This window comes from Streptomyces sp. CB02959, assembly GCF_002803155.1.
Classification (GTDB): Bacteria; Actinomycetota; Actinomycetes; order Streptomycetales; family Streptomycetaceae; genus Streptomyces.
This window is the reverse complement of sequence record NZ_NNBP01000013.1, coordinates 77,938-96,492: the sequence shown is the minus strand read 5'-3', so window position 1 is coordinate 96,492 and position 18,555 is coordinate 77,938. Positions and strand designations below refer to the sequence as shown.

19 protein-coding genes are annotated in these 18,555 nt (G+C 72.5%); 8 read left to right on the top strand and 11 right to left on the bottom strand.

What is annotated here, in order from left to right; genetic code table 11:
* The 3 genes from CG747_RS49640 to CG747_RS21690 form a co-directional block, all read right to left on the bottom strand.
* Positions 1-395: acyl-CoA dehydrogenase family protein (locus tag CG747_RS49640; RefSeq protein WP_257980592.1), on the bottom strand; the 395-nt coding region annotated here is incomplete at its 3' end.
* 63 nt (positions 396-458) lie between these two features.
* Entirely contained in the window at positions 459-1,286 is an 828-nt protein-coding gene (locus CG747_RS21695; RefSeq protein ID WP_100603456.1) for an enoyl-CoA hydratase/isomerase family protein, read from the bottom strand.
* Positions 1,287-1,335: 49 nt separating this feature from the next.
* Positions 1,336-2,517, bottom strand: a complete 1,182-nt coding sequence (locus CG747_RS21690; RefSeq protein ID WP_100603455.1) for a CaiB/BaiF CoA-transferase family protein — start codon at positions 2,515-2,517, stop codon at positions 1,336-1,338.
* A 121-nt stretch (positions 2,518-2,638) separates the two neighbouring features.
* Here CG747_RS21690 and CG747_RS21685 point away from each other — a divergent pair, with 121 nt between their 5' ends.
* Positions 2,639-3,559, top strand: coding sequence for a LysR family transcriptional regulator (locus CG747_RS21685; protein WP_100603454.1), 921 nt, complete (start codon positions 2,639-2,641; stop codon positions 3,557-3,559).
* A gap of 85 nt (positions 3,560-3,644) precedes the next feature.
* Here the strand turns inward: CG747_RS21685 and CG747_RS21680 are convergent, their stop codons facing one another.
* Positions 3,645-4,007, bottom strand: a complete 363-nt coding sequence (locus tag CG747_RS21680) for a PepSY domain-containing protein (protein ID WP_100603453.1) — start codon at positions 4,005-4,007, stop codon at positions 3,645-3,647.
* Positions 4,008-4,146: 139 nt separating this feature from the next.
* On the opposite strand from CG747_RS21680, the gene CG747_RS21675 reads away from it, so the two are divergent.
* From CG747_RS21675 to CG747_RS21665, 3 genes are all read left to right on the top strand, one after another.
* Entirely contained in the window at positions 4,147-4,824 is a 678-nt protein-coding gene (locus CG747_RS21675; RefSeq protein ID WP_100603452.1) for a response regulator transcription factor, read from the top strand.
* Positions 4,817-6,310: a cell wall metabolism sensor histidine kinase WalK gene (locus tag CG747_RS21670; protein WP_257980591.1), complete on the top strand. Its 1,494-nt coding sequence runs from the start codon at positions 4,817-4,819 to the stop codon at positions 6,308-6,310. The genes CG747_RS21675 and CG747_RS21670 overlap by 8 nt, the downstream gene beginning before the upstream one ends.
* Before the next feature lie 87 nt (positions 6,311-6,397).
* Positions 6,398-7,036, top strand: a complete 639-nt coding sequence (locus tag CG747_RS21665; RefSeq protein ID WP_100603451.1) for a carbonic anhydrase — start codon at positions 6,398-6,400, stop codon at positions 7,034-7,036.
* Positions 7,037-7,041: 5 nt separating this feature from the next.
* Here the strand turns inward: CG747_RS21665 and CG747_RS21660 are convergent, their stop codons facing one another.
* Positions 7,042-7,482, bottom strand: a complete 441-nt coding sequence (locus CG747_RS21660) for a cupin domain-containing protein (RefSeq protein WP_107490318.1) — start codon at positions 7,480-7,482, stop codon at positions 7,042-7,044.
* A 219-nt stretch (positions 7,483-7,701) separates the two neighbouring features.
* Here CG747_RS21660 and nsrR point away from each other — a divergent pair, with 219 nt between their 5' ends.
* From nsrR to CG747_RS21645, 3 genes are all read left to right on the top strand, one after another.
* The gene (nsrR, locus tag CG747_RS21655) at positions 7,702-8,154 is read left to right on the top strand and encodes a nitric oxide-sensing transcriptional repressor NsrR (RefSeq protein WP_100603450.1); all 453 of its coding nucleotides are present in this window, start codon (positions 7,702-7,704) and stop codon (positions 8,152-8,154) included.
* A 101-nt stretch (positions 8,155-8,255) separates the two neighbouring features.
* Positions 8,256-9,485 (top strand): globin domain-containing protein, encoded by a 1,230-nt coding sequence (locus tag CG747_RS21650; protein WP_100603449.1) that lies wholly within the window; start codon positions 8,256-8,258, stop codon positions 9,483-9,485.
* 314 nt (positions 9,486-9,799) lie between these two features.
* Positions 9,800-10,024 carry a hypothetical protein gene (locus CG747_RS21645; protein ID WP_100603448.1) on the top strand — a complete coding sequence of 75 codons (225 nt, stop codon included), beginning with the start codon at positions 9,800-9,802 and terminating at the stop codon, positions 10,022-10,024.
* Between the two features lie 157 nt (positions 10,025-10,181).
* Here CG747_RS21645 and CG747_RS21640 read toward each other — a convergent pair whose 3' ends face one another.
* From CG747_RS21640 to CG747_RS21625, 4 genes are all read right to left on the bottom strand, one after another.
* The gene (locus CG747_RS21640) at positions 10,182-10,817 is read right to left on the bottom strand and encodes a response regulator transcription factor (RefSeq protein WP_219621502.1); all 636 of its coding nucleotides are present in this window, start codon (positions 10,815-10,817) and stop codon (positions 10,182-10,184) included.
* Entirely contained in the window at positions 10,817-11,902 is a 1,086-nt protein-coding gene (locus tag CG747_RS21635) for a sensor histidine kinase (protein WP_100603446.1), read from the bottom strand. The genes CG747_RS21640 and CG747_RS21635 overlap by 1 nt, the downstream gene beginning before the upstream one ends.
* Positions 11,899-12,570 (bottom strand): DedA family protein, encoded by a 672-nt coding sequence (locus CG747_RS21630; RefSeq protein ID WP_100603445.1) that lies wholly within the window; start codon positions 12,568-12,570, stop codon positions 11,899-11,901. Before CG747_RS21630 ends, CG747_RS21635 begins: the two co-directional genes overlap by 4 nt.
* A gap of 257 nt (positions 12,571-12,827) precedes the next feature.
* Positions 12,828-13,898: a hypothetical protein gene (locus CG747_RS21625; RefSeq protein WP_257980589.1), complete on the bottom strand. Its 1,071-nt coding sequence runs from the start codon at positions 13,896-13,898 to the stop codon at positions 12,828-12,830.
* A gap of 360 nt (positions 13,899-14,258) precedes the next feature.
* Between CG747_RS21625 and CG747_RS21620 the strand changes: the two genes are divergently transcribed.
* Positions 14,259-15,092 carry a hypothetical protein gene (locus CG747_RS21620; RefSeq protein WP_257980588.1) on the top strand — a complete coding sequence of 278 codons (834 nt, stop codon included), beginning with the start codon at positions 14,259-14,261 and terminating at the stop codon, positions 15,090-15,092.
* 129 nt (positions 15,093-15,221) lie between these two features.
* Here the strand turns inward: CG747_RS21620 and CG747_RS21615 are convergent, their stop codons facing one another.
* Both CG747_RS21615 and CG747_RS21610 read right to left on the bottom strand, forming a co-directional pair.
* Positions 15,222-16,124 carry an aldo/keto reductase gene (locus tag CG747_RS21615; protein WP_100603444.1) on the bottom strand — a complete coding sequence of 301 codons (903 nt, stop codon included), beginning with the start codon at positions 16,122-16,124 and terminating at the stop codon, positions 15,222-15,224.
* A 254-nt stretch (positions 16,125-16,378) separates the two neighbouring features.
* On the bottom strand, positions 16,379-17,893 hold the full coding sequence (locus CG747_RS21610) for a carboxylesterase/lipase family protein (RefSeq protein WP_100603443.1): 1,515 nt from the start codon (positions 17,891-17,893) through the stop codon (positions 16,379-16,381).
* Between the last annotated feature and the right edge of the window lie 662 nt (positions 17,894-18,555).

Sequence of the window (18,555 nt, the reverse complement as noted above, 5' to 3'; positions counted from 1 at the left end):
GAGAAGAAGCACGCGCCGGCGGCGATCCGGGGCAGGAAGTGGTTCCGCTGCGCCTCGGTGCCGTGGCGCAGGATGGTGGGTCCGGCCTGCCGGTCGGCGACCCAGTGGGCGGAGACCGGGGCGCCGGCGGCCAGCAACTCCTCGATGACGACGTAGCGTTCCAGGTTGCTGCGCCCGCCGCCGCCGTAGGTCCGCGGCAGGGTCATGCCGACCCAGCCGCGCCGGGCCAGGCGGCGGGTGAACGCGGGGTCCCAGCCGGTCAGCCAGGAATCGGGCCGGCCCAGGACGGTGCCGGCGGCCCGCTCCGCGGCGAGGAACTCGCGCACCTCCTGTCGCAACCGGATTGTTTCGGGGGGAAGTTGAACGGTCCCGAGGTCGAGGGTGGAGAGGGTCATCGGGTGCTCCTCGGACGGATTGGTGGGCATACGGGGTGGTGGGGATGTGGTCGGCGGCGGTGGTCAGGCGCCCGTGAAGTGCGGGCGGCGGCGCTCCCGGCGGGCCTGGACGCCCTCGCGGAAGTCGTCGGTGGTGGTCGTCACCGACTGGGCGAGTCCCTCCCAGGTCAGCGCCTGTTCGACAGTGGGCTGTCCCTGGGCCAGGCCGCTCTTGGTCAGCCGGACCGCCAGCGGGGCCGCGGCGGCGATCTCGTCGGCCACGTCGAGCGCGGTCCGAAGCACCCGGTCGGCCGGCAGCGCCTCGTGCACCATGCCGATGGCGGCGGCTCGCGCTCCGCTGATCAGCCGCCCGGTCAACAGCAGTTCCCGTGCCCTGGACGGGCCGACGGCCTCGGTGAGCAGGGCGGTGGTGGCCATGCCCGGATGCAGGCCGAGTCGGACGAACGGCGCGCCGAGCTTCGCCTCCGCCGCGGCGTACCGCAGGTCGCAGGCCAGGGCCAGCGCCAGTCCGGCGCCCACCGCGTGGCCGTTGACGGCCGCCACGGTGGGGACGGGCAGGTCACGGACGGCCAGCCAGGTCCGGTAGAAGTCCGACAGTCGGGCCCGGGTGCCGGGGAGGCCCTGGCCGTGCCGGTCGGCGAGTTCCCCCAGGTCGGCGCCCGAGCAGAACGCGGGGCCGGTGCCGGTGATCACGACGGCGCGCAGGTCGGGTTCCTGGCGCAGGGACCGCATGGCGCGCCGCCACTGTGCGGTCAGCCGTCCGGTCATCGGATTGCGCTTGTCGGGGTTGTCGAAGGTGAGCACCGTGACGCCGTTCGGCCGGTGCTCGACGCGCAGCGGCTCCGGCTCGTTCGGCGCTGCCTGTTCGTCCAGGGGTGCTTGCTCGTTCACGGGTCCTCGATCCGGTTCGCGGGTGCGGGGGTTGGTGGCTGTCGGCGGCTCAGGCGGACGGCCGGTGGCCGATCTCGGCGAGGACCTCCTCGGTGTGCTCGCCGATCCGCGGGCAGTGCCGGTGCAGGCCGGCCGGCGTGGCCCAGAAGCGCACGGGCTGGCCGATGAGGCGGTAGCCGCCCTCAGTGGGGTGTTCGGCGTCCTGGAGCAGACCGCCTTCGGTGGCGTAGGCGCTGGTGGCGGCCTCCGCCAGGCTCAGCACCGGGGCGGCGGGGATACTGGCCGCGTCGCAGAACTCCTGCCACTGCGCGTTGGTGTGCCGGGGCGTGAACTCGCCGACCAGTACGTAGAGTTCGTCGACATTGCGGACACGTGCGGCGTACGACGCGAAGCGTGGGTCGTCGGCCAGTTCCGGGCGGCCGACGAAGGCGAAGAAGTCACGCCAGTTGCGGTCGCTGTAGGGCAGGATGCACATCCGGCCGTCCGCCGTGTGGGAGGCCGCGCGGCCGGGGCTGAGCGCCCGCGGGTAGCCGATCGGCCCCGCGGGCGGGTTGTGGGTCGCCGCCGCCAGGTGCTCGACGAGGTTGAAGGCCAGCATGGTGTCGGCCATCGGGACCTCGACGTGCTGGCCTTGGCCGGTGCGGTCGCGGTGGTGGAGCGCGGCGAGCACGGACTGCACGATCACCAGGCCGCAGATCTTGTCCGCCAGCACCGTGGGGACGTAGTGCGGAACGCCGCTGACCTGGTCGTTCAGCCACACCAGGCCGGAGGCTGCCTGCACGACGTCGTCGTAGGCCGCATGCCCACCGAGCGACGAATCGCTGCGGAAGCCCTGGGCGTTGAGGTAGACCAGGCCGGAGTTGACGGCCGCCACGTCCTCGTAGGCCAGGTCGAGGCGCCGCAGGGCCTGCGGGCGGACGTTGGTGAGGAAGACGTCCGCGGTCGCGAGGAGGGCGAGCAGGGCGTCGCGGCCGCCCGGCGCCTTGAGGTCGAGGGCGACGCTGCGCTTGTTGCGGTTGAGGTTGAGGGTCATCACCCCCATCCCGGGGCTGCGGGTCGGTGGGTAGTGGCGGGTCAGGTCGCCGGTCGGCGGTTCGACCTTGATCACGTCCGCCCCCAGGTCGCCGAGCTGTTGGGCCGCGTACGGGCCCATGATCACGCTGGCCAGCTCGACCACCCGCACGCCGTTCAGCGGACCGACGCCACCGCCCGCTTCCCGTCCTGTCGACATGGCACGTCTCCGATCTCCACCGGGGCCGGCTTCGCTCGCCGGACCGTTGACGGCCAGTCAAATCCCAGGCACCCCATATCGTCCAATACTTCCTTCCGGCGACTTCCATATGCTGTGCCATATGGAATTGACTCAGCGCCTCCTCCAGCAGGTCGTCGTGCTGGCCGAGGAACAGCACTTCGGCCGCGCTGCCGAGCGGCTCACCATGCGGCAGCCACCGCTCAGCCAGGCGATCCAGCGACTGGAGCGCGGCCTCGGCGTCACCCTGTTCGACCGCCTGCCGCGGGGAGCCCGACTCACCCCGGCCGGGCGCGCGTTCGCCGAGGACGCCCGGCGGCTGCTCGAAGCGCAGGCCGCCGCCGTGGACCGGGCCCGGCGGATCGCCGGCGGACACGAGGGCGAGCTCCGGCTCGGGTTCATCAGCAGCCTCGGCTACGACCTCCTGCCGCGCCTGCTGCGCCGCACCCACGCGCAGTTGCCCGGTCTGCGGCTGCACCTGGGTCAGCACCCGTCCGCGGAGCTGGTCGACATGCTCCAGGCCGGGACGCTCGACCTCGCACTGGTTCGGCTCCCCGTCACCGGCACGGAACGACTGACCGTCCGGCGGATCGGCGTAGAGCGGCTGGTGGCGGTCCTTCCCGAACACCATCCGCTCGTCGCCAAGTCACGCCTCGACCTGCGGGAACTCGCCGAGGAGCAGTTCGCGATGCCCAAGCCGGGCGCCCTGCCCGGACTGGCCGAGCAGGTCGCGCTCGCCTGCGCGCAGGCCGGCTTCACGCCCCGGCCACGCGGCCACGCGGACGACCTGCCGGGGCTGCTCAGCTACGTCGCCGCCGGCCTGTGCCTGGCGCTCGCCCCCGAGCAGGTACGCACGCTGGGCATCCCCGGCGTGGCCTACCGCCCCCTGCACGGCGATTCCCCCTACCTGGAGACCGCGGTCGCCGCCGTGCACCGCTCGGACGGCCCCGACGCCGCCGTGCAACAGGTCCTGAAGCTGCTCGACGCCTGCGACCTGCCGCCCGGGACGCGTGGTGCCCGCTGACGGACGGCGCTCCCCGCCGCCGGTCGCGACGGTGGGGAGCACAACGGACGAGGCCCCGGGGTCCGTGGCGGACCCGTTCCGACGGTCAGTCGTCGTCCCGGTGGCCGGGACCGTCGTCGTCGTGGTCGATGCTGTGGCCGACCACCTTCGCGTGCGCCGTGCTGACGTCCACCTCGTGCTCGACGCCGTTCCCGGTGCGGAGTTCCACCTCCCACACCCGGACGCCGTGCTCGTGGTCCGGCTCCACCGAGACGACCCGGCCGTCCGGCACCACCTTGCGCGCGGCGTCGACGGCCCGCTGCCGACCGGTGTCCGACGGCCCGGCCGGGTCGCCGGTGGCCGCGACGGCGACCGCGGTGCCGCCCGCGGCGAACACGACCGCGGCGGCGCCGGCCGCGAGCCAGCGGCGGCGGCCGGTCAGTGCGCGGCGGATGCGGGATGCTGCCATGGGAACCTCCTGATGGTGGCGGCCGGACCCGGTCCGGCCGACGGCGTGTCAGAACGGTCACCACCGTGCCGTCCCGAACCTGAAGCCGACCTGAAGCTTCCTGAAGAGCGCTTCAGGAACGGTCTGGCAGGCTGACGGCATGCGCCTGTTGATCGTGGAGGACGAAAAACGCCTCGCCACCACCCTGGCCAAGGGGTTGGGAGCGGAGGGCTTCGCCGTGGACGTGGCACACGACGGCCGGGAGGGTCTGCACCTGGCCTCCACCCAGGGCTACGACCTGCTCATCCTGGACATCATGCTGCCCGGGATGAACGGCTACCGCGTCTGCGCGACCCTGCGTGCGGCCGGGGACGAGACCCCGATCCTGATGCTGACCGCCAAGGACGGCGAGTACGACGAGGCGGAGGGGCTGGACACCGGCGCCGACGACTACCTCACCAAACCGTTCTCCTACGTGGTCCTGTTGGCCCGGGTCCGCGCGCTGCTGCGCCGCCGGACGCGCGGTGGCAGCCCCGTGCTGCGGCTCGGCGACCTGGTCCTGGACCCGAACCGGCACCGTTGCGCCCGCGGCGAGGAGGAGATACCTCTCACCGCGAAGGAGTTCGCGGTGCTGGAATACCTGGCGTCGCGCTCCGGCCAGGTGGTCTCCAAGGCGGACATCCTGGAACACGTCTGGGACTTCGCCTACGACGGCGACCCGAACATCATCGAGGTCTACATCAGCGCACTGCGGCGGAAGATCGACGCCCCGTTCGGTCGCCGCTCGATCACCACCGTGCGCGGTGCCGGTTACCGGCTGGCCGCCGACCGTGGCTGAGCGGACCACCGCCGTGGCCTCGCCGCCGCGCCCGCCGCGCTGGTGGGGGTCCGTCCGGGCCCGCACCACCTTGGCATCCACCCTGGTGGTGGCCCTGGCACTGGTCGCCGCCGGGGCCGCGGTCCTCGCCGTGCTGCAGCGCAACCTCGTCGACAGCGCCGGCCTCCAGGCGGAGGTGGCCGCCCGCGGGGTCGCCACCCAGGTCGCGGTCGGTACGCCCTTCGACCACCTCAACCTGCCCGACGAGGACGACCGGCCGGTCCAGGTTGTCGCCGCCGACCGCACGGTGCTGGCCGCCGGCGACAACCTCCACCACGCCCCGCCGCTGGCCGACTTCGCCCGCGCACCGCACCGCACGGCGGCGTCGGACGCCCGCGACGACCACGACGACGACACCCCGGCGCGCGGCTCCGCAGCCGACCACGCCGCGTTCCGCACGGTCACCCTGGCCCTGCACGACGACGACCCCGCCCAGGACTTCCGGGTCGCCGGACTGCTCGCCACCACGCCGACCGGTCGGACCGTCACCATCTACGCCGGCTCCTCCCTCAACACCGAGCGGCAGGCCGTGGACGGCGTACGCGACGCGATGCTGATCGGCCTGCCGGCGCTGCTGGTCGTCGTCGCCGCGGTGACGTGGTTGGTGACCCGCCGCGCCCTGCGCCCGGTCGAGGGCATCCGGGCCGAACTCGCCGAGATCATGGGCGGCGACCTGTCCCGGCGGGTCCCCCAGCCGGCGTCGCGCGACGAGGTGGCCCGGCTCGCGCAGACCACCAACGCCACGCTGGCCGCCCTGGAGAAGTCGGTGGAACGCCAGCGGCAGTTCGTCGCCGACGCCTCGCACGAGCTGCGCAGCCCGATCGCCAGTCTCCGCACCCAGTTGGAGGTCGCCCGGGCCCATCCGCACCTGCTCGAACTGGACGGCCTGATCGAGGACACCGTCCGCCTGGAACGCGTCGCCTCCGACCTGCTGATCCTGGCCCGCCTGGACGCCGGCGAACGGCCCCGCGCCGAACGCCTGGACCTGGCCGAACTCGTCCGGGACGAACTGGCGCACCGGTCCGGCGACCGCCTCCCGGTCACCGCCGACCTGCCCGACGAGCCCCTCCCGGTCAGCGCCAGCCACACCCAGCTGGCCCGTGTGCTGGGCAACCTCCTCGACAACGCCCAGCGCCACGCCGCCTCGGTCGTCCGCGTCGCCGTACACCGCGGCGCGGCCGGCACCGTCACCCTGGACGTCGCCGACGACGGCCCCGGAGTGCCCCCGGCCGACCGGGAACGCGTCTTCACCCGCTTCATCCGCCTCGACGACGCCCGCACCCGGGACGAGGGCGGGGCCGGTCTGGGCCTGGCCATCGTCCGCGACGTCATCCACCGGCACGGCGGCCGCATCGAGGTCGGCGAGGCCGACGGGGGCGGCGCGCGCTTCACCGTCACGCTGCCCGGCGCGACCCACCCCGACGCTCACGCCCCGGCCGCCCCCTAGGTCCCGTCCGCACCCTTCCGCCCGGGGGAATCGCCCCCGCGCCCGCTCACGTAAGCCACCTCTCATCCATCCCACCGGAGGTCAGTCATGCGTACGTTCGCCAGCTCCGCCAGCCCCCTCGCCCACTCACCGGCCGACACCGAGGCGGCCGCCGACGCGTCGTCGCACGTCCCGGCCCCCCGGGCGCTGTTCATCACCTGCTCCGACTCCCGGGTCGTGCCCACCCTGCTCACCGGCACCGCACCGGGCGAGCTCCACGAGCTCCGCACCGCGGGCCATGTCGTCCCGCGGTACCGTTCCGACGCCCACTGCGGGATCGCGGCCACCCTCGAATTCGCCCTCGGCACGCTGCACATCGCCGACGTCATCCTGTGCGGCCACACCGACTGCTCGGCTCTCCGGACCCTCCAGGACGATCCGCCGTCCTCGGAACTGCCGCTCGCGCGCAACTGGTTCGCCCGCGCCGCTCACCGCCCCGGGCCCGAGCAGCGGGCCACCGGCACCACCGCCAGCCGCACGCCGGAACAGCGCCATCTGCTGGCCCAGCTCCACCACCTGCGGACCTACCCGTGCGTCACCCGCCGCCTCGTCACCCGCCGGCTCCGCGTCCACGCCTGGCAGTACGACGACCGCACCGGGCGGACGCTGGGCTGGGACGCCACCGCCCGCACGTTCCGGCCACTGCGGCCCGCGCTCCCCGCGGCGACGGCCACGGCCGCCCTGTAGCCGGGTCAGGAGCCGGCGCGGTTCCTGATCTGCAGGCCGGGGCGGCGGCGGTGGACCGTGAGGTACGCCAGGCCGTCCCGGCCCGCGGTCAGACTGCGGCGGGACCCGCGGGGCAGCCACACCACACTGCCCTCGGTGAGCGGCTGCCGGTCCCGTGCCGTGTCGACGACGCCGTCGCCGGACACGACGTAGAGGATCACGTCGAGCTCCGGCTCGACGTGCGTGTCGATGCGCCCTTCGGGCGGGAGCCGGACGAGGTTGGCGTCGAGCTGGCGGCCGGACTCGGCGAGGCGCCACAGCGCTCCGGTCGGCGCCGGGTCGACCGCGGCGAGCTCCCGGGCATCGCAGAGCAGTCGCGGCACCGGGTCTCCGGTGGCGTCGCAGCCATCGGGGGAATCGGTGCTACCGGGGGAATCGGCGCTGCCGGTGTGCGGGGTGTCAGCCATCAATGGTCACCATCCGGGGCGTGTCCATGCGGTTCTTGCGCGTCCATTACTACTCCTCTACTACTCCTCCGCGTCCTGCTCCCGCGCGACGACGGGCATGATGGCGCAGCCGACGCGGACACCGCGCCCTTCCCGTCGATCGGGCCGTTGACCAGGTCCCTTGCATACGGGGCCACCCCTGAATAGGAACCTAACATGCGCATTTGATAACGTCGTGGCGTGCGGTTGACGAAGTTCACTGACCTGGCGCTGCGCGCCGTCATGCGCCTGGCCGTCGCGGAGCGGGGTGCCTCCCTGACCACCCGCGAGGTGGCCGAGGTGATGGACGTGCCGTACACGCACATGGCGAAGGCGATCAGCCGACTCCAGCACCTCGGCGTGGTCGAGGCCCGGCGGGGACGCGGCGGCGGACTCGAACTGACCGGACTGGGACACCGGGCATCGGTGGGCTGGCTGGTGCGTGAGCTGGAGGGCGAGGACGAGGTGGTCGCCTGCGAGGGCGACCCGCCGTGCCCGCTGCGGGCCGCCTGCCGGCTCCGCCGGGCACTGCGCGAGGCGCAGGAGGCGTTCTACGCCACACTCGATCCGCTCACGGTGTCCGACGTGGTGGCCGCACCCACCGGCCCGGTACTGATCGGCCTCACCGGCCTGACCGGCCGGCGCCCCGACTGACCCGCCCCACTCCCCCATGCGTTCCGCCCCGGAACGCCCTCCCCGCAGATCCACCACGCGCATAAATTGGTAGATCATCTACTAGATATAGGAGGTGGCTGGTGCTCTCCGAGCAGTCCACACCCGTCATCCGTGCAACCCTGCCCGTCGTGGGTGCCGCCATCGAAGAGATCGCCGAGGTCTTCTACCGGAAGCTGTTCGACGCCTACCCGGAACTGCTGCGCGACCTCTTCAACCGCGGCAACCAGGCCAACGGCGAGCAGCGGCAGGCCCTGGCGGGCTCGATCGCGGCCTTCGCCGGCATGCTGCTGGCGCACCCCGACTCGCGCCCCGACGCGATGCTCACCCGGATCGCGCACAAGCACGCCTCGCTCGGCGTCACCGCGGACCAGTACAAGATCGTCAACGAGCACCTGCTCGCGGCGATAGCCGACGTCCTCGGCGAGGCCGTCACCCCGCAGGTCGCGGACGCCTGGGACGAGGTCTACTGGCTGATGGCCAACGCCCTGATCGCCCTCGAAGCCCGCCTCTACGCACAGCACGGCACCCCCGAGGGCGGAACCTGGCAGCGCATGACGGTCGTCGCCCGGCACGAGGAGACCCCCGACGCGCTGGCGCTCACCCTGCGCCCCGCCGACGGCACCCCGGCCCGCGCCTTCCGCCCCGGCCAGTACGTCAGCGTGCAGGTCGAACTCCCCGACGGCGCACGGCAGATCCGCCAGTACAGCCTCTCCGGCGCCCCCGGACGCCCGGAGTGGCGGATCACCGTCAAGCGCCTGCGCGCGGGCACCGGACCGGCCGGCGAGGTGTCCTCCCGGCTCCACGAGCAGGCCCGCATCGGCGACGTGCTCGCCGTCTCCGCCCCGTTCGGCGACCTGACACTGCCGGACGGCGACGGATCGCTCCTGCTGGCCTCCGCCGGCATCGGCGGCACCCCCATGCTCGCCATGCTCCACCACCTGGCCGCCACCGGATCGTCCCGGCCGGTCACCGTCGTCCACGCCGACCGCACCCCGGCCGACCATGCCCACCGCGACGAGCTGCACGCACTGGTGGGCAGGCTGCCGCAGGCCGCCCTCCACCTGTTCTACGAGGAGCCGGGGCACACGACAGCCGCACCTGTGCCGACCTCGCCATCCGCACCAGTGACGATCTCCGCGGGCCGGGTGGACATCAGCACGCTCCCGCTCCCGCCCGACCTCACCACCTACCTCTGCGGCCCCGTGCCGTTCATGCGCGCCCTCCGCGGCGCCCTGCTCCACCAGGGGATCCCGCCGCAGGCGATCCACTACGAGGTGTTCGGCCCCGACCTCTGGCTCGCCCAGCAGTAGGCCGACACCTCGGGGACGGTGCGACGACTCGGCCTCGGGGCACCCCGGCTCCCGACCGCCTCGATCACCAGCAGCAGAAAACCGGCCCCAGGCCGCCCAAGAGGCAGTGGCGACCCAGGGCCGGCGCCACGACGCAGGCACCGCACGGCGACCACAGCGCCACGGACACCTCTGATCCATTGATCCATCCCTCGCCGGGCGGACGACGGAAGGCAGACCGGGAACCACTCGACCTGCCGCCAAACGTGCCTACGATCGCACCGTCCACGGCGCGCCACGCGCACCTCGCACGCGCATGAGCTACCTCATGTCGCATGACCCCCACAGCCCCGGCAGACGACACCTACGACACCGAGCACAGGCGCCCTGCCTCGGGACGCGCCACCCGCACCCGTCGGGCCCTTCGACTCGTCGCGGTTCCCCTGATGGCCGCCGTGATCTCGCTCGGAGCGGCAGCCGCCGCGTCCGCGGACACCGGCGCCGACCAGAACACGGGCTACGAGACAAACCTCGGCGCCCTGGTCGGACTCGGCATCTGAGCCGCACCGGGTTTCCGGAAGACCACCGAATCCAGCGGACAGGCGACTCCCGACCCGAACTTCCGCCACCGCAGCGGCACTTGACGTCACCCGCCCCGCCCCGGCGAGGCGGGCGGGCCGCCGGGGCACCCGCATCCCGACGATCCGCCGGGCACCACTAGCTTCCGAGGAAGCGGAGCACCGCCAGGACCCGGCGGTTCGTACCGCTGTCCCGCGGCAACCGCAGCTTGTCGAACACCGCATTGGTGTACTTCTCCACCGCGCTTCTGGACACGAACAGTTCCTGTGCGATGGCGGCGTTGGTGTGCCCTTGGGCCATGAGCGCCAGGACGGCCCGCTCCCGGTCCGTCAGCAGGCCGAGCTCGTCGGCATGGCGTGAGCGGGTCAGCATCCGGCGCACCACCTCCGGGTCGAGCACCGTCTCCCCCTCGTTCACCCGCTCCAGCGCCGACAGGAATTCCTCCACCCGCGCGACCCGGTCCTTCAGCAGGTATCCCATGCCCCGGGTGTCCGCGGTCAGCAACTCCGCGGCGTATCTGTGCTCGACGTACTGCGACAGCACCAGCACCCCCACCCGGGGGTGTTCGGCCCGCAGCCGCAGTGCGGCCCGCAGGCCCTCGTCGGTGTGACCGGGCGGCATGCGGACGTCCAGGACGGCGACGTCCGGTGGCCCGGCGGCGACCGCGGCCAGCAAGGCGTCCGCATCGCCGACCGCGGCGGACACCTCGTGCCCCTCATCGGCCAGCAGATGGACCAGGCCCTCGCGCAGCAGCGCCGAGTCCTCGGCGATCATCAACCGCACGGCAGCTCCGCAACCACCCGCGTGGGACCGCCGGGCGGGCTGTCCACGCTCAAGCGTCCGTCCAGGGCACGGATCCGGCGTGCCAGTCCGGCCAGTCCCGGACCTCCGGGATCGGCGCCGCCACATCCGTCGTCCCGTACCGTGACGCGCACCAGGCGGGCCTCCTGGCCGATCTCCACGTCGATCCGACCGGCACCGGCGTGCTTGGCCGCGTTGGTGAGCGCCTCGCGTACCGCGAAATAGGCGGCCGTCTCCACGGCCGGGGCCGGACGCCACGCCAGGTCGCCGGTGATGTCGACGGGGACCGGCGAACGTTCGGCGTCCTGGGCCAGGGCCTCGCGCAGCCCCAACTCGTCCAGCGTGGCGGGATACACCCGCCAGGCCACCTGCCGCAGCTCCTCCACCGCCTGCTCGGCCTCGGCCTGTGCCTGCCGGTACAGCTCCGCGCTGTCCTTGCGGCGCGCGCGTCCGAGCAGCATCGCCACCACGACCAGGCGCTGTTGCAGACCGTCGTGCAGATCGCGCTCGATGCGGCGCCGTTCGGCGTCCACGGCTTCCACGATCCCCGAGCGTGTGGCGGCCAGTTCGTCGATCCGGCGGCGCATCCGGGCCAGTTCGTCGGGACCGAGGAAGCGGCGCACCAGCCGCCGCTCCAGCTCGACGACGGCGGCCAGTCCGGCCAGGTCGAGGAAGAGCAGCAGCAGGCCGGCGGTCAGGAGGTACCCGACGATCGGCCAGGTGGGGCTCATCCCGTCGACGTCATGGCCGGTCAGCCAGCGCGAGAGCCCGGAGAGGGCCGTCCAGCCACCCGCGGCCAACAGCAACAGCGTCCCGCCGCCGAGCAGCCCGACCGGAATGCGGCACCACAGGTACGCGGCGGCGCGGCGCGGCTCGACGCCCTCCGGACCTGCGCGCTCCCCGCCGAGCAGGACGGCCACGCGCCGCTGTTCCCACGCGGCCACACCGACGACCGGACCGCTGCACCGCGCCACGCCCCACGCGGCCAGGGCGGCGAGGGCGGCGCACACCGAGACGGTGCCGAGCACGAGACCGGCGACCGTGCGCACGGGCCTCATGCGCGATGCCGGGCGCTCGGGCGGCGACGCAGCCGCACCAGGAACCAACGGACAGCGGCCAGCACCGCCAGCGCCACCAGCCCCTTGGACACCATTCCCCCGTACTCCTCCACCAGCGGCCAGTTGTCGCCCAGCCAGTATCCCAACAACACGAAGGCGCTGTTCCACACCAGGCTGCCGGCGGCCGTCAGGGCGGTGAAGGCCGGCAGCGGCATGCGCTGGATCCCGGCCGGAAGGGAGATCAGGCTGCGCACCACCGGCACCATGCGCGCCAGCAACACGGCGGCGCGGCCCCGTCGTTCGAACCACGCCTCGGCCCGGTCGATCTCGTGCGGGCGGACGAGCGGGATGCGGGCGGCGAGCGCGCGGGTGCGGTCGCGGCCCAGGAGGGCACCCGCCCCGTACACGATCCACGAGCCGACGACGGAGCCGACGGTGGTCCAGACGATGACGGCCACCAGGCTCAACCGGCCCTGACCGGCCGCGAATCCGGCGACGGGAAGGACGATCTCACTGGGGATGAACGGCAGAACGGTGTCAACGAGGTTGGTCACCCCCGCGCCGGCGGCACCCAGGGCGCCCATGACGTCGACGACCCACCCGGCGATACCACCGGCGGGTTCGGCAGAGGATGCGAGAAACGGCGCGGAAGCCGACATTGCGATCATGCCGCTCACGCTAGGCAGCGAGCCGACGCCCCACCATGCGGTTGACCACCGCTCGCACTGCGGTTTTCCGCAATTGCCCACCGGCCCCGCGCCCGCGTAGCGTCGACATGTGACCGGCCCACGGGGGCCTCGTCGAGTGCCTGCTCCCACTGCACGTCGCAACGGCGGCACACGGCCGACGGGGAGCCGGAGGCGAGGAGGCCGCCCGGCCTCTCCTCCCCCGACTCCCCGTGCGTGATCGAGACGCTCGTCAGGAACTACCTGGCGCGAATCTTGAACGGCAACGTGCGGTAGTAGAGCGACGTGTCGCCGCTACCCACCGCCACACCCGCCTCGACGTCCGCCACGGGAGCGTCTCCCGCGACCGCCAGGCGCATCCGGTAGACCGCGGTCGCGCCCGGTGCCAGCGGCGTCTTGGCGGTCGGGACCAGCGCGGCGGACATGCCCGGGTCGCAGCCGCCGGGCACCAGCGACACGCGCTGCCACCCATGGCCGGGCACGTACTGCTGCAGCACCAGGTCCCTGGGCATCACGGCGCGGCCGCCGCTCTGACCGTAGGCGAAGTACGCGGCGTTGAGCGCCGGGTAGGCCCGCTTGGTGGTGTTCTTGACCGTGAGAGCGAACTCCTTCGCCGCACCGCCACGCACCAGGCCGGCACCGCCCGGCCAGCCCGCGACCGAGGCGGTCGGCCGGTCGACGACGGCACTGCGCGTCGGCGCGCGGTAGGTACGGCCGTGGCCGTCGTCGACCGAGGCGGCCACGTCCAGGCGGCCGGGACGGTCGATGGCCTGGACCCGGAGAGCCACCGTCGCGGGGCGGCCGGGGCTCGCCGCCACCGACAGCGGGAACGAGAACGTCTTCCGGTCCGGCCGCTCGCTGCCGGACGGCCGGACATCCAGGTCGACCCAGCGGTGGCTCTTCCCGTCGTAACGCTGGATCACGAGGGAATCGGCGATGAAGCCGTGCGTGGTGACGTCCAGGCGGACGGTGCCCTTGGAAATCGGGGTCCGCAGGGTGACGTTCGAGGACGACCAGAGGCCGATCGGCGCCTCCGGAGCGAGGCTGTAGGAGAGCCGCTGCGCGGCGTTTCCGGTGGCGGCCGCGACCGGCGCCGTCTCCGTCCCCGCCGCGACGTTCGTCCGTTTCGCCGCGGCCACGGGTGCCGTCGCGGCAGCACCGCAGCTCAGCGCCGTCCGGGCTCCCGCAGCCGCCGCGACGGGAACCGCCTGCCCGGGAGCCGCCGCCCCGATCACCAGGGCCAGCCCGGCGACCACCATCGCCGCGGAACCGGCAGTCGCCCTCCGCGCTCCCACGGGCCGTTGTGCCATACGTGTCATATTGCCCCCACTCCGTACCGGACGCACCGCTGTGCATCTCTGCGCATGAGGAGTCGACTTCCCCCCACCGGGTTCCCGCATGCGCCTGAAATGGCGCATTTTGACGGGAAAGCCACCGTCGCCGAGCACACCGAATGTCGAGCGCCTGCCCGATGACGGCCGCAGCCGGCAGGGTTCACAGCCACCAACTGGAAGCACTCGCCAAGCCGAAGCGCCCGCGCAGGACTTCCACACAACCCCATGTACGCCAACGCGCCCCGGCGATCACCGCGACCGAAACTCGCCGCGTCACCCGGAGGATCAACGGGGAGCCTCCCGCTGCAACAACAGCCGCCAACACCAGGGGGGAACGTGGCATTCGGCGCCAACCGCGTGATCGGAGAGCTCAGCACAGCAATCAGCGACGCGCAAACAGCAATCACCGACGCGATCAGCAACGCGCAATCGGCAATCACCAACGCACTCGACCGCAGCCTCGCCGGCATCCGCGCCACCGCCGAATCCACCCTCGGCGCAGCCCAGAACGCCCGCGACACGGCAGTCCACACCCACGCCAGAACCGACGCCGTCCACAGCGAACTCCAGAGCCTCCGCAACGACATCCAACGCCTGCAACCCGCCACACCCCCGCCCGACGAGCACCAGGTCCTCACCCAACTCGCCGTACTCCGCGGCACCGTCGAAGCCCTTCGCGCCGACCTCACCGCGGCCGCAACCCCCGACCCACCCACACCACCGACGGAGGCCGCGGCGGAGGAGACCCACGAACCCGCCGCCGTCCCGGACGACTTCGACGATCTCCTGACCCTCGCCGCGGGCATCGCCTACGCCCACATCATCTGTCACCGCGACCACTGGGACTTCCTCGTCGCCCAGTCCAGCCGCGGCCAGCACTTCCGGCTGCCCACAGGCGTCAAGGAAGACCACGGCCTCATCCAGGCCGAGATCTCCGGTCGCACCCTCATCGCCGCACTCGACGCACTGCGCGCCGCCCAGCAAGACCTCGCCGCCACCCCTGGTACTCAAAAGCTCGCTCGCAGGATCTACGAACGCATCGGCACCGCCCTGCACAAAGTCGACACCGACAACGCCGACGCCCACCACCAGCCCGGCAACGACTGCCCACCCGTAACCCGCATCATCATCGACGACCGGCCACCAGCCGAGCTCACAGCCGGCAACTGACAGCCGGCACGACCAGCCCCGCCCGACCGGGCGGGGCGTACCCACTCGCAAAGCTCAGGCTGCGATGGCGCCCGCCGGCAGATTCCTCCACCACGTGCGACCCGCCCGGACGCCACATCGGACATCACGTCACGGGCCACCGGGCGGCGGCGCGAGGACGGCCACGTCCTCCTCGGTCAGTCGCAGGCTTCCGGCGGCGATGTTCTCTGCGAGGTGTGCCGGGTTCGTGGTGCCGGGGATGGCCAGCACGTGCGGGCCTCGGTGGAGGGTCCAGGCGAGCCGTACCTGGGCCGGTGTCGCATGGTGGGCGCGGGCGACGGAGTGGACGCGGGCGTCGTGCTCCTGCCCGGCCGCGGCCTCGCGCCGGAGGCCGGCGAGGGCGAAGTACGGGACGAAGGCGATCCCCTGCTCCCGGCACAGGTCCACCAGCCCGTTCTCGTCGGCGCGGCGCCAGTCCAGGCCGTAGGAGTTCTGCACGCAGACCACCGGCGCGATCGGCAGGGCTTCGAGCAGGTGCTCCGGGCGGACGTTCGAGAGCCCCAGGTGGCGGATCAGGCCCGCTTGGCGCAGCTCGGCGAGGGCGCCGAAATGCTCGGTGATCGAGGCCGTCGCGGGGCCGTTGCGGCGCAGGTTGACCACGTCCAGGTGGTCTCGGCCGAGTTGGCGCAGGTTCTCCTCGACCTGGCCGCGCAGTCGGTCGGGGCGGGCCATGGCGAGCCATTCACCGGAGGCATCGCGCGCCGGACCGACTTTGGTCGCCACGACCACGTCGCCGGACCAGGATGCGAGGGCACGGTTGACGAGTTCGTTGGCGGACCGCAGCGGCGAGAAGTAGAAGGAGGCGGTGTCGATGTGGTTCACGCCCTGCTCGAACGCGCTGTGCAGCAGGCCAACGGCGGCATCGCGGTCGATCGGTGCGCCGTCGGAGTTCCCCATCATGCCGTTGCCCGTCAGTCGCATCGCGCCGTAGCCGATGCGGTTCACCTCCAGGTCCCCGAGCTTCCAGGTCCCCGCTGCGGCCGCTGCGCTCACCGTGTTCCTCCACCCGTCGGTTCGTCAGGTCCTGGAGTATGGGCCGGTCGCGGCGTGCCGTGACAGGGCGACGGGCTGGGTGAAACGTCACATCGTCATCGGGAACCTGTCGTCAGCGCAAGGCCGTTGGATCTGTCGAAGGGAAGTCGGTGAGGGCGGCCGGAAAGGGCCGGTCAGGGCGGAGTTTCCGACCTTGTGCTGCTGCCTGGCGGGGCGGCGGACGAAGGTGGGTGCCTGCGGGCCGGAGTTTCGTTTCAGGGCCGTAGCGGTGAGAAGTCCGCTCGGCGCCACAGGGCACGGGCCGCGGCGTGCCGCGTCCCGGCCGGGCTGTCCGCGGTGTCCCAGACATGGGGTGTGGTCGTCGGGCCGTCGAGCGGGGACCAGCCCGGGTCACCGGTGGTGGCGAAGCCGACCCAGGCCCCCATCATGCGCCGGGACAGTTCATGGTCTGCGGTGTCGGGTGGGCCTCCGATGAGGAACTCGACGCCGGGGAGGGTGAGGTTGCCGAAGGCGAAGGGGATGTCCGCGCAGTGCCAGGCACGTACCACTCCCTCGGGGCCCTTGCGTTGGCGGGCGAAGCAGGACGTGAACGCTCGGCCGCCGGTCTGCGCGTGCCGCTCCGCCAGTCGGCTGGTGTACTCGCTGAACAGCAGGTCGCCGAAGAGCGCAAGATGGATGTCGAGGGCGGGGGCGTCGGGCATCAACTCCCGGTAACCCGGCACCAGGTCGTCGGGGAGGTTGAAGACCTGGGCGAAGCGGGTGAGTTGTTCGTCGGTGGTGACTTTCGCGCCGCTGCCGACGGCGTCCATCAGCCAGTACTCCTCAGTGGTGTGGGACACCAGCAGGTCCACCACCGCCGAGGCTCCGGCTGCCGTCGCGGTCAGGGGGTCGCCGGGCAGGATGTCGCCGTCGACGACCGGGCCGTAGATCACCGGGTTGTAGTGGCGGGGCCCGGAACCCGGGTCCTGCCGGTAGTTTTCGACGACACGGTCGGAGGCCGCGACCAGTGCGTGCGGGGGCGCGGACGTCAGGTGTGCGGCGGTGGCGGGGAGGCCGGCTGCCGCGGCAACCCGCCGGGTGGTCTCCGCCGCGAGTTCCCTCGAATAGCAGGGGCCGACGGCACTGTGGGCGATGACGCGGCGGAACAGCCCGCGGGCCCGGTCCATCACCATCAGGCAGGCAGCCGACGCCGCCCCGGAGGACTGCCCCGCCACCGTGACGTCGGCCGGGTCCCCACCGAAGGCGGCGATGTTCTCGCGTACCCACCGCAACGCGGCGATCTGGTCCAGCAGGCCCCGGTTCTCCGGATACGGCGGCTCGGCACCGGGCGGAAGGTGGCCGAAGCCTTCGAAACCAAGGCGGTAGTTGAAGGTCACCACCACCAGACCGGCACGGGCCAGGGCGGTGCCGTCGAAGTCGGGCTGCGCGGAGGAGCCGAAGGTGTAGGCACCGCCGTGGATCCAGACCAGCACCGGCACCGGCACCGGCACCGGGCCATCGGCGGATGCCGGAGCCCAGACGTTGAGGGTGAGGATGTCCTCGTCGCCGGGCGACCAGGACGGCGCGCCCGGAAGCCGCGCCGACTGCGGTGCCACCGGTCCGAAGTCCAGGCACTCACGGACTCCCTCCCATGCCTGCACCGGACGCGGCTCCCGGAAGCGGTTGGCCCCAAAGGGCGCTGCGGCATAGGGAATACCGAGGAACGCGACGATATCGGGGGCCGGCCGACGGCCCCGAACCACACCGTCCGTCGTTCTGCGGATATCCACGGGCTTCCTCCACCACACAGGACGCAGTCGGCTGCCCGGAGCACCATCGACTCGGGCATTCCCTCGAACACGGCTCCCAGACTGTCAGGGAGGCCGAGTCCCGGGCCAACGCCGCAGTCCGGCGGATTGACGCACATGCGATGTCAATCGGCGGCGGGCTGAAGCTCTGGACACCGGTGACGGCGGGGTTGCCCGGCTCGCTCGTGCCCGCCGGACGGTGTGCCCGGTGGTCCGCGGCGACCTGTGCGGGCCGGTGCTCCATAACCCGATCATGCCTCTATGCGCAGCCAGGTGTTGCCTGCCCGGAGCCAGAGGAGTCCGTCGCGGCCTTGGCCGCAGCGCAGGACGACTCGACCGGGCACCCGAAGCCGGCGCCGGCTGGTCACTTCCCAGGCGGTGCCGTTGAACTCGGCGCGTATCAACTCGACGGAACGTCTGACCCTGGGTGTTCCAGCCCGCGAGGCCCGCTCCCGACTCGGGGTGGCCGCCGTAGATGCCTTCGTCGCCGTAAGCCGTCCAGATTCCTCCGTCGGCGTCGGTGACCAGGGCGGGAATGTCATCGCCGACGCAGAACTCGGCTTCAGGTGTACCCGATGCGGAGAGCACCACGGCGTTGGCACTCCAGCGGCCCTCGGCCTCGTCTCGGAACGTACGGCCGCTCA

Bases quoted from the DNA above. Each gene is read 5' to 3' on its own strand.
- CG747_RS21645 (WP_100603448.1), top strand. From the start codon at position 9,800: ATGACCCCCACAGCCCCGGCAGACGACACCTACGACACCGAGCACAGG.
- CG747_RS21690 (WP_100603455.1), bottom strand. From the start codon at position 2,517: ATGTCGACAGGACGGGAAGCGGGCGGTGGCGTCGGTCCGCTGAACGGC.
- CG747_RS21630 (WP_100603445.1), bottom strand. From the start codon at position 12,570: ATGATCGCAATGTCGGCTTCCGCGCCGTTTCTCGCATCCTCTGCCGAA.
- CG747_RS21660 (WP_107490318.1), bottom strand. From the start codon at position 7,482: ATGGCTGACACCCCGCACACCGGCAGCGCCGATTCCCCCGGTAGCACC.
- CG747_RS21675 (WP_100603452.1), top strand. From the start codon at position 4,147: ATGCGCCTGTTGATCGTGGAGGACGAAAAACGCCTCGCCACCACCCTG.
- CG747_RS21640 (WP_219621502.1), bottom strand. From the start codon at position 10,817: ATGATCGCCGAGGACTCGGCGCTGCTGCGCGAGGGCCTGGTCCATCTG.
- CG747_RS21625 (WP_257980589.1), bottom strand. From the start codon at position 13,898: ATGGCACAACGGCCCGTGGGAGCGCGGAGGGCGACTGCCGGTTCCGCG.
- CG747_RS21665 (WP_100603451.1), top strand. From the start codon at position 6,398: ATGCGTACGTTCGCCAGCTCCGCCAGCCCCCTCGCCCACTCACCGGCC.
- CG747_RS21635 (WP_100603446.1), bottom strand. From the start codon at position 11,902: ATGAGGCCCGTGCGCACGGTCGCCGGTCTCGTGCTCGGCACCGTCTCG.
- CG747_RS21680 (WP_100603453.1), bottom strand. From the start codon at position 4,007: ATGGCAGCATCCCGCATCCGCCGCGCACTGACCGGCCGCCGCCGCTGG.
- CG747_RS21685 (WP_100603454.1), top strand. From the start codon at position 2,639: ATGGAATTGACTCAGCGCCTCCTCCAGCAGGTCGTCGTGCTGGCCGAG.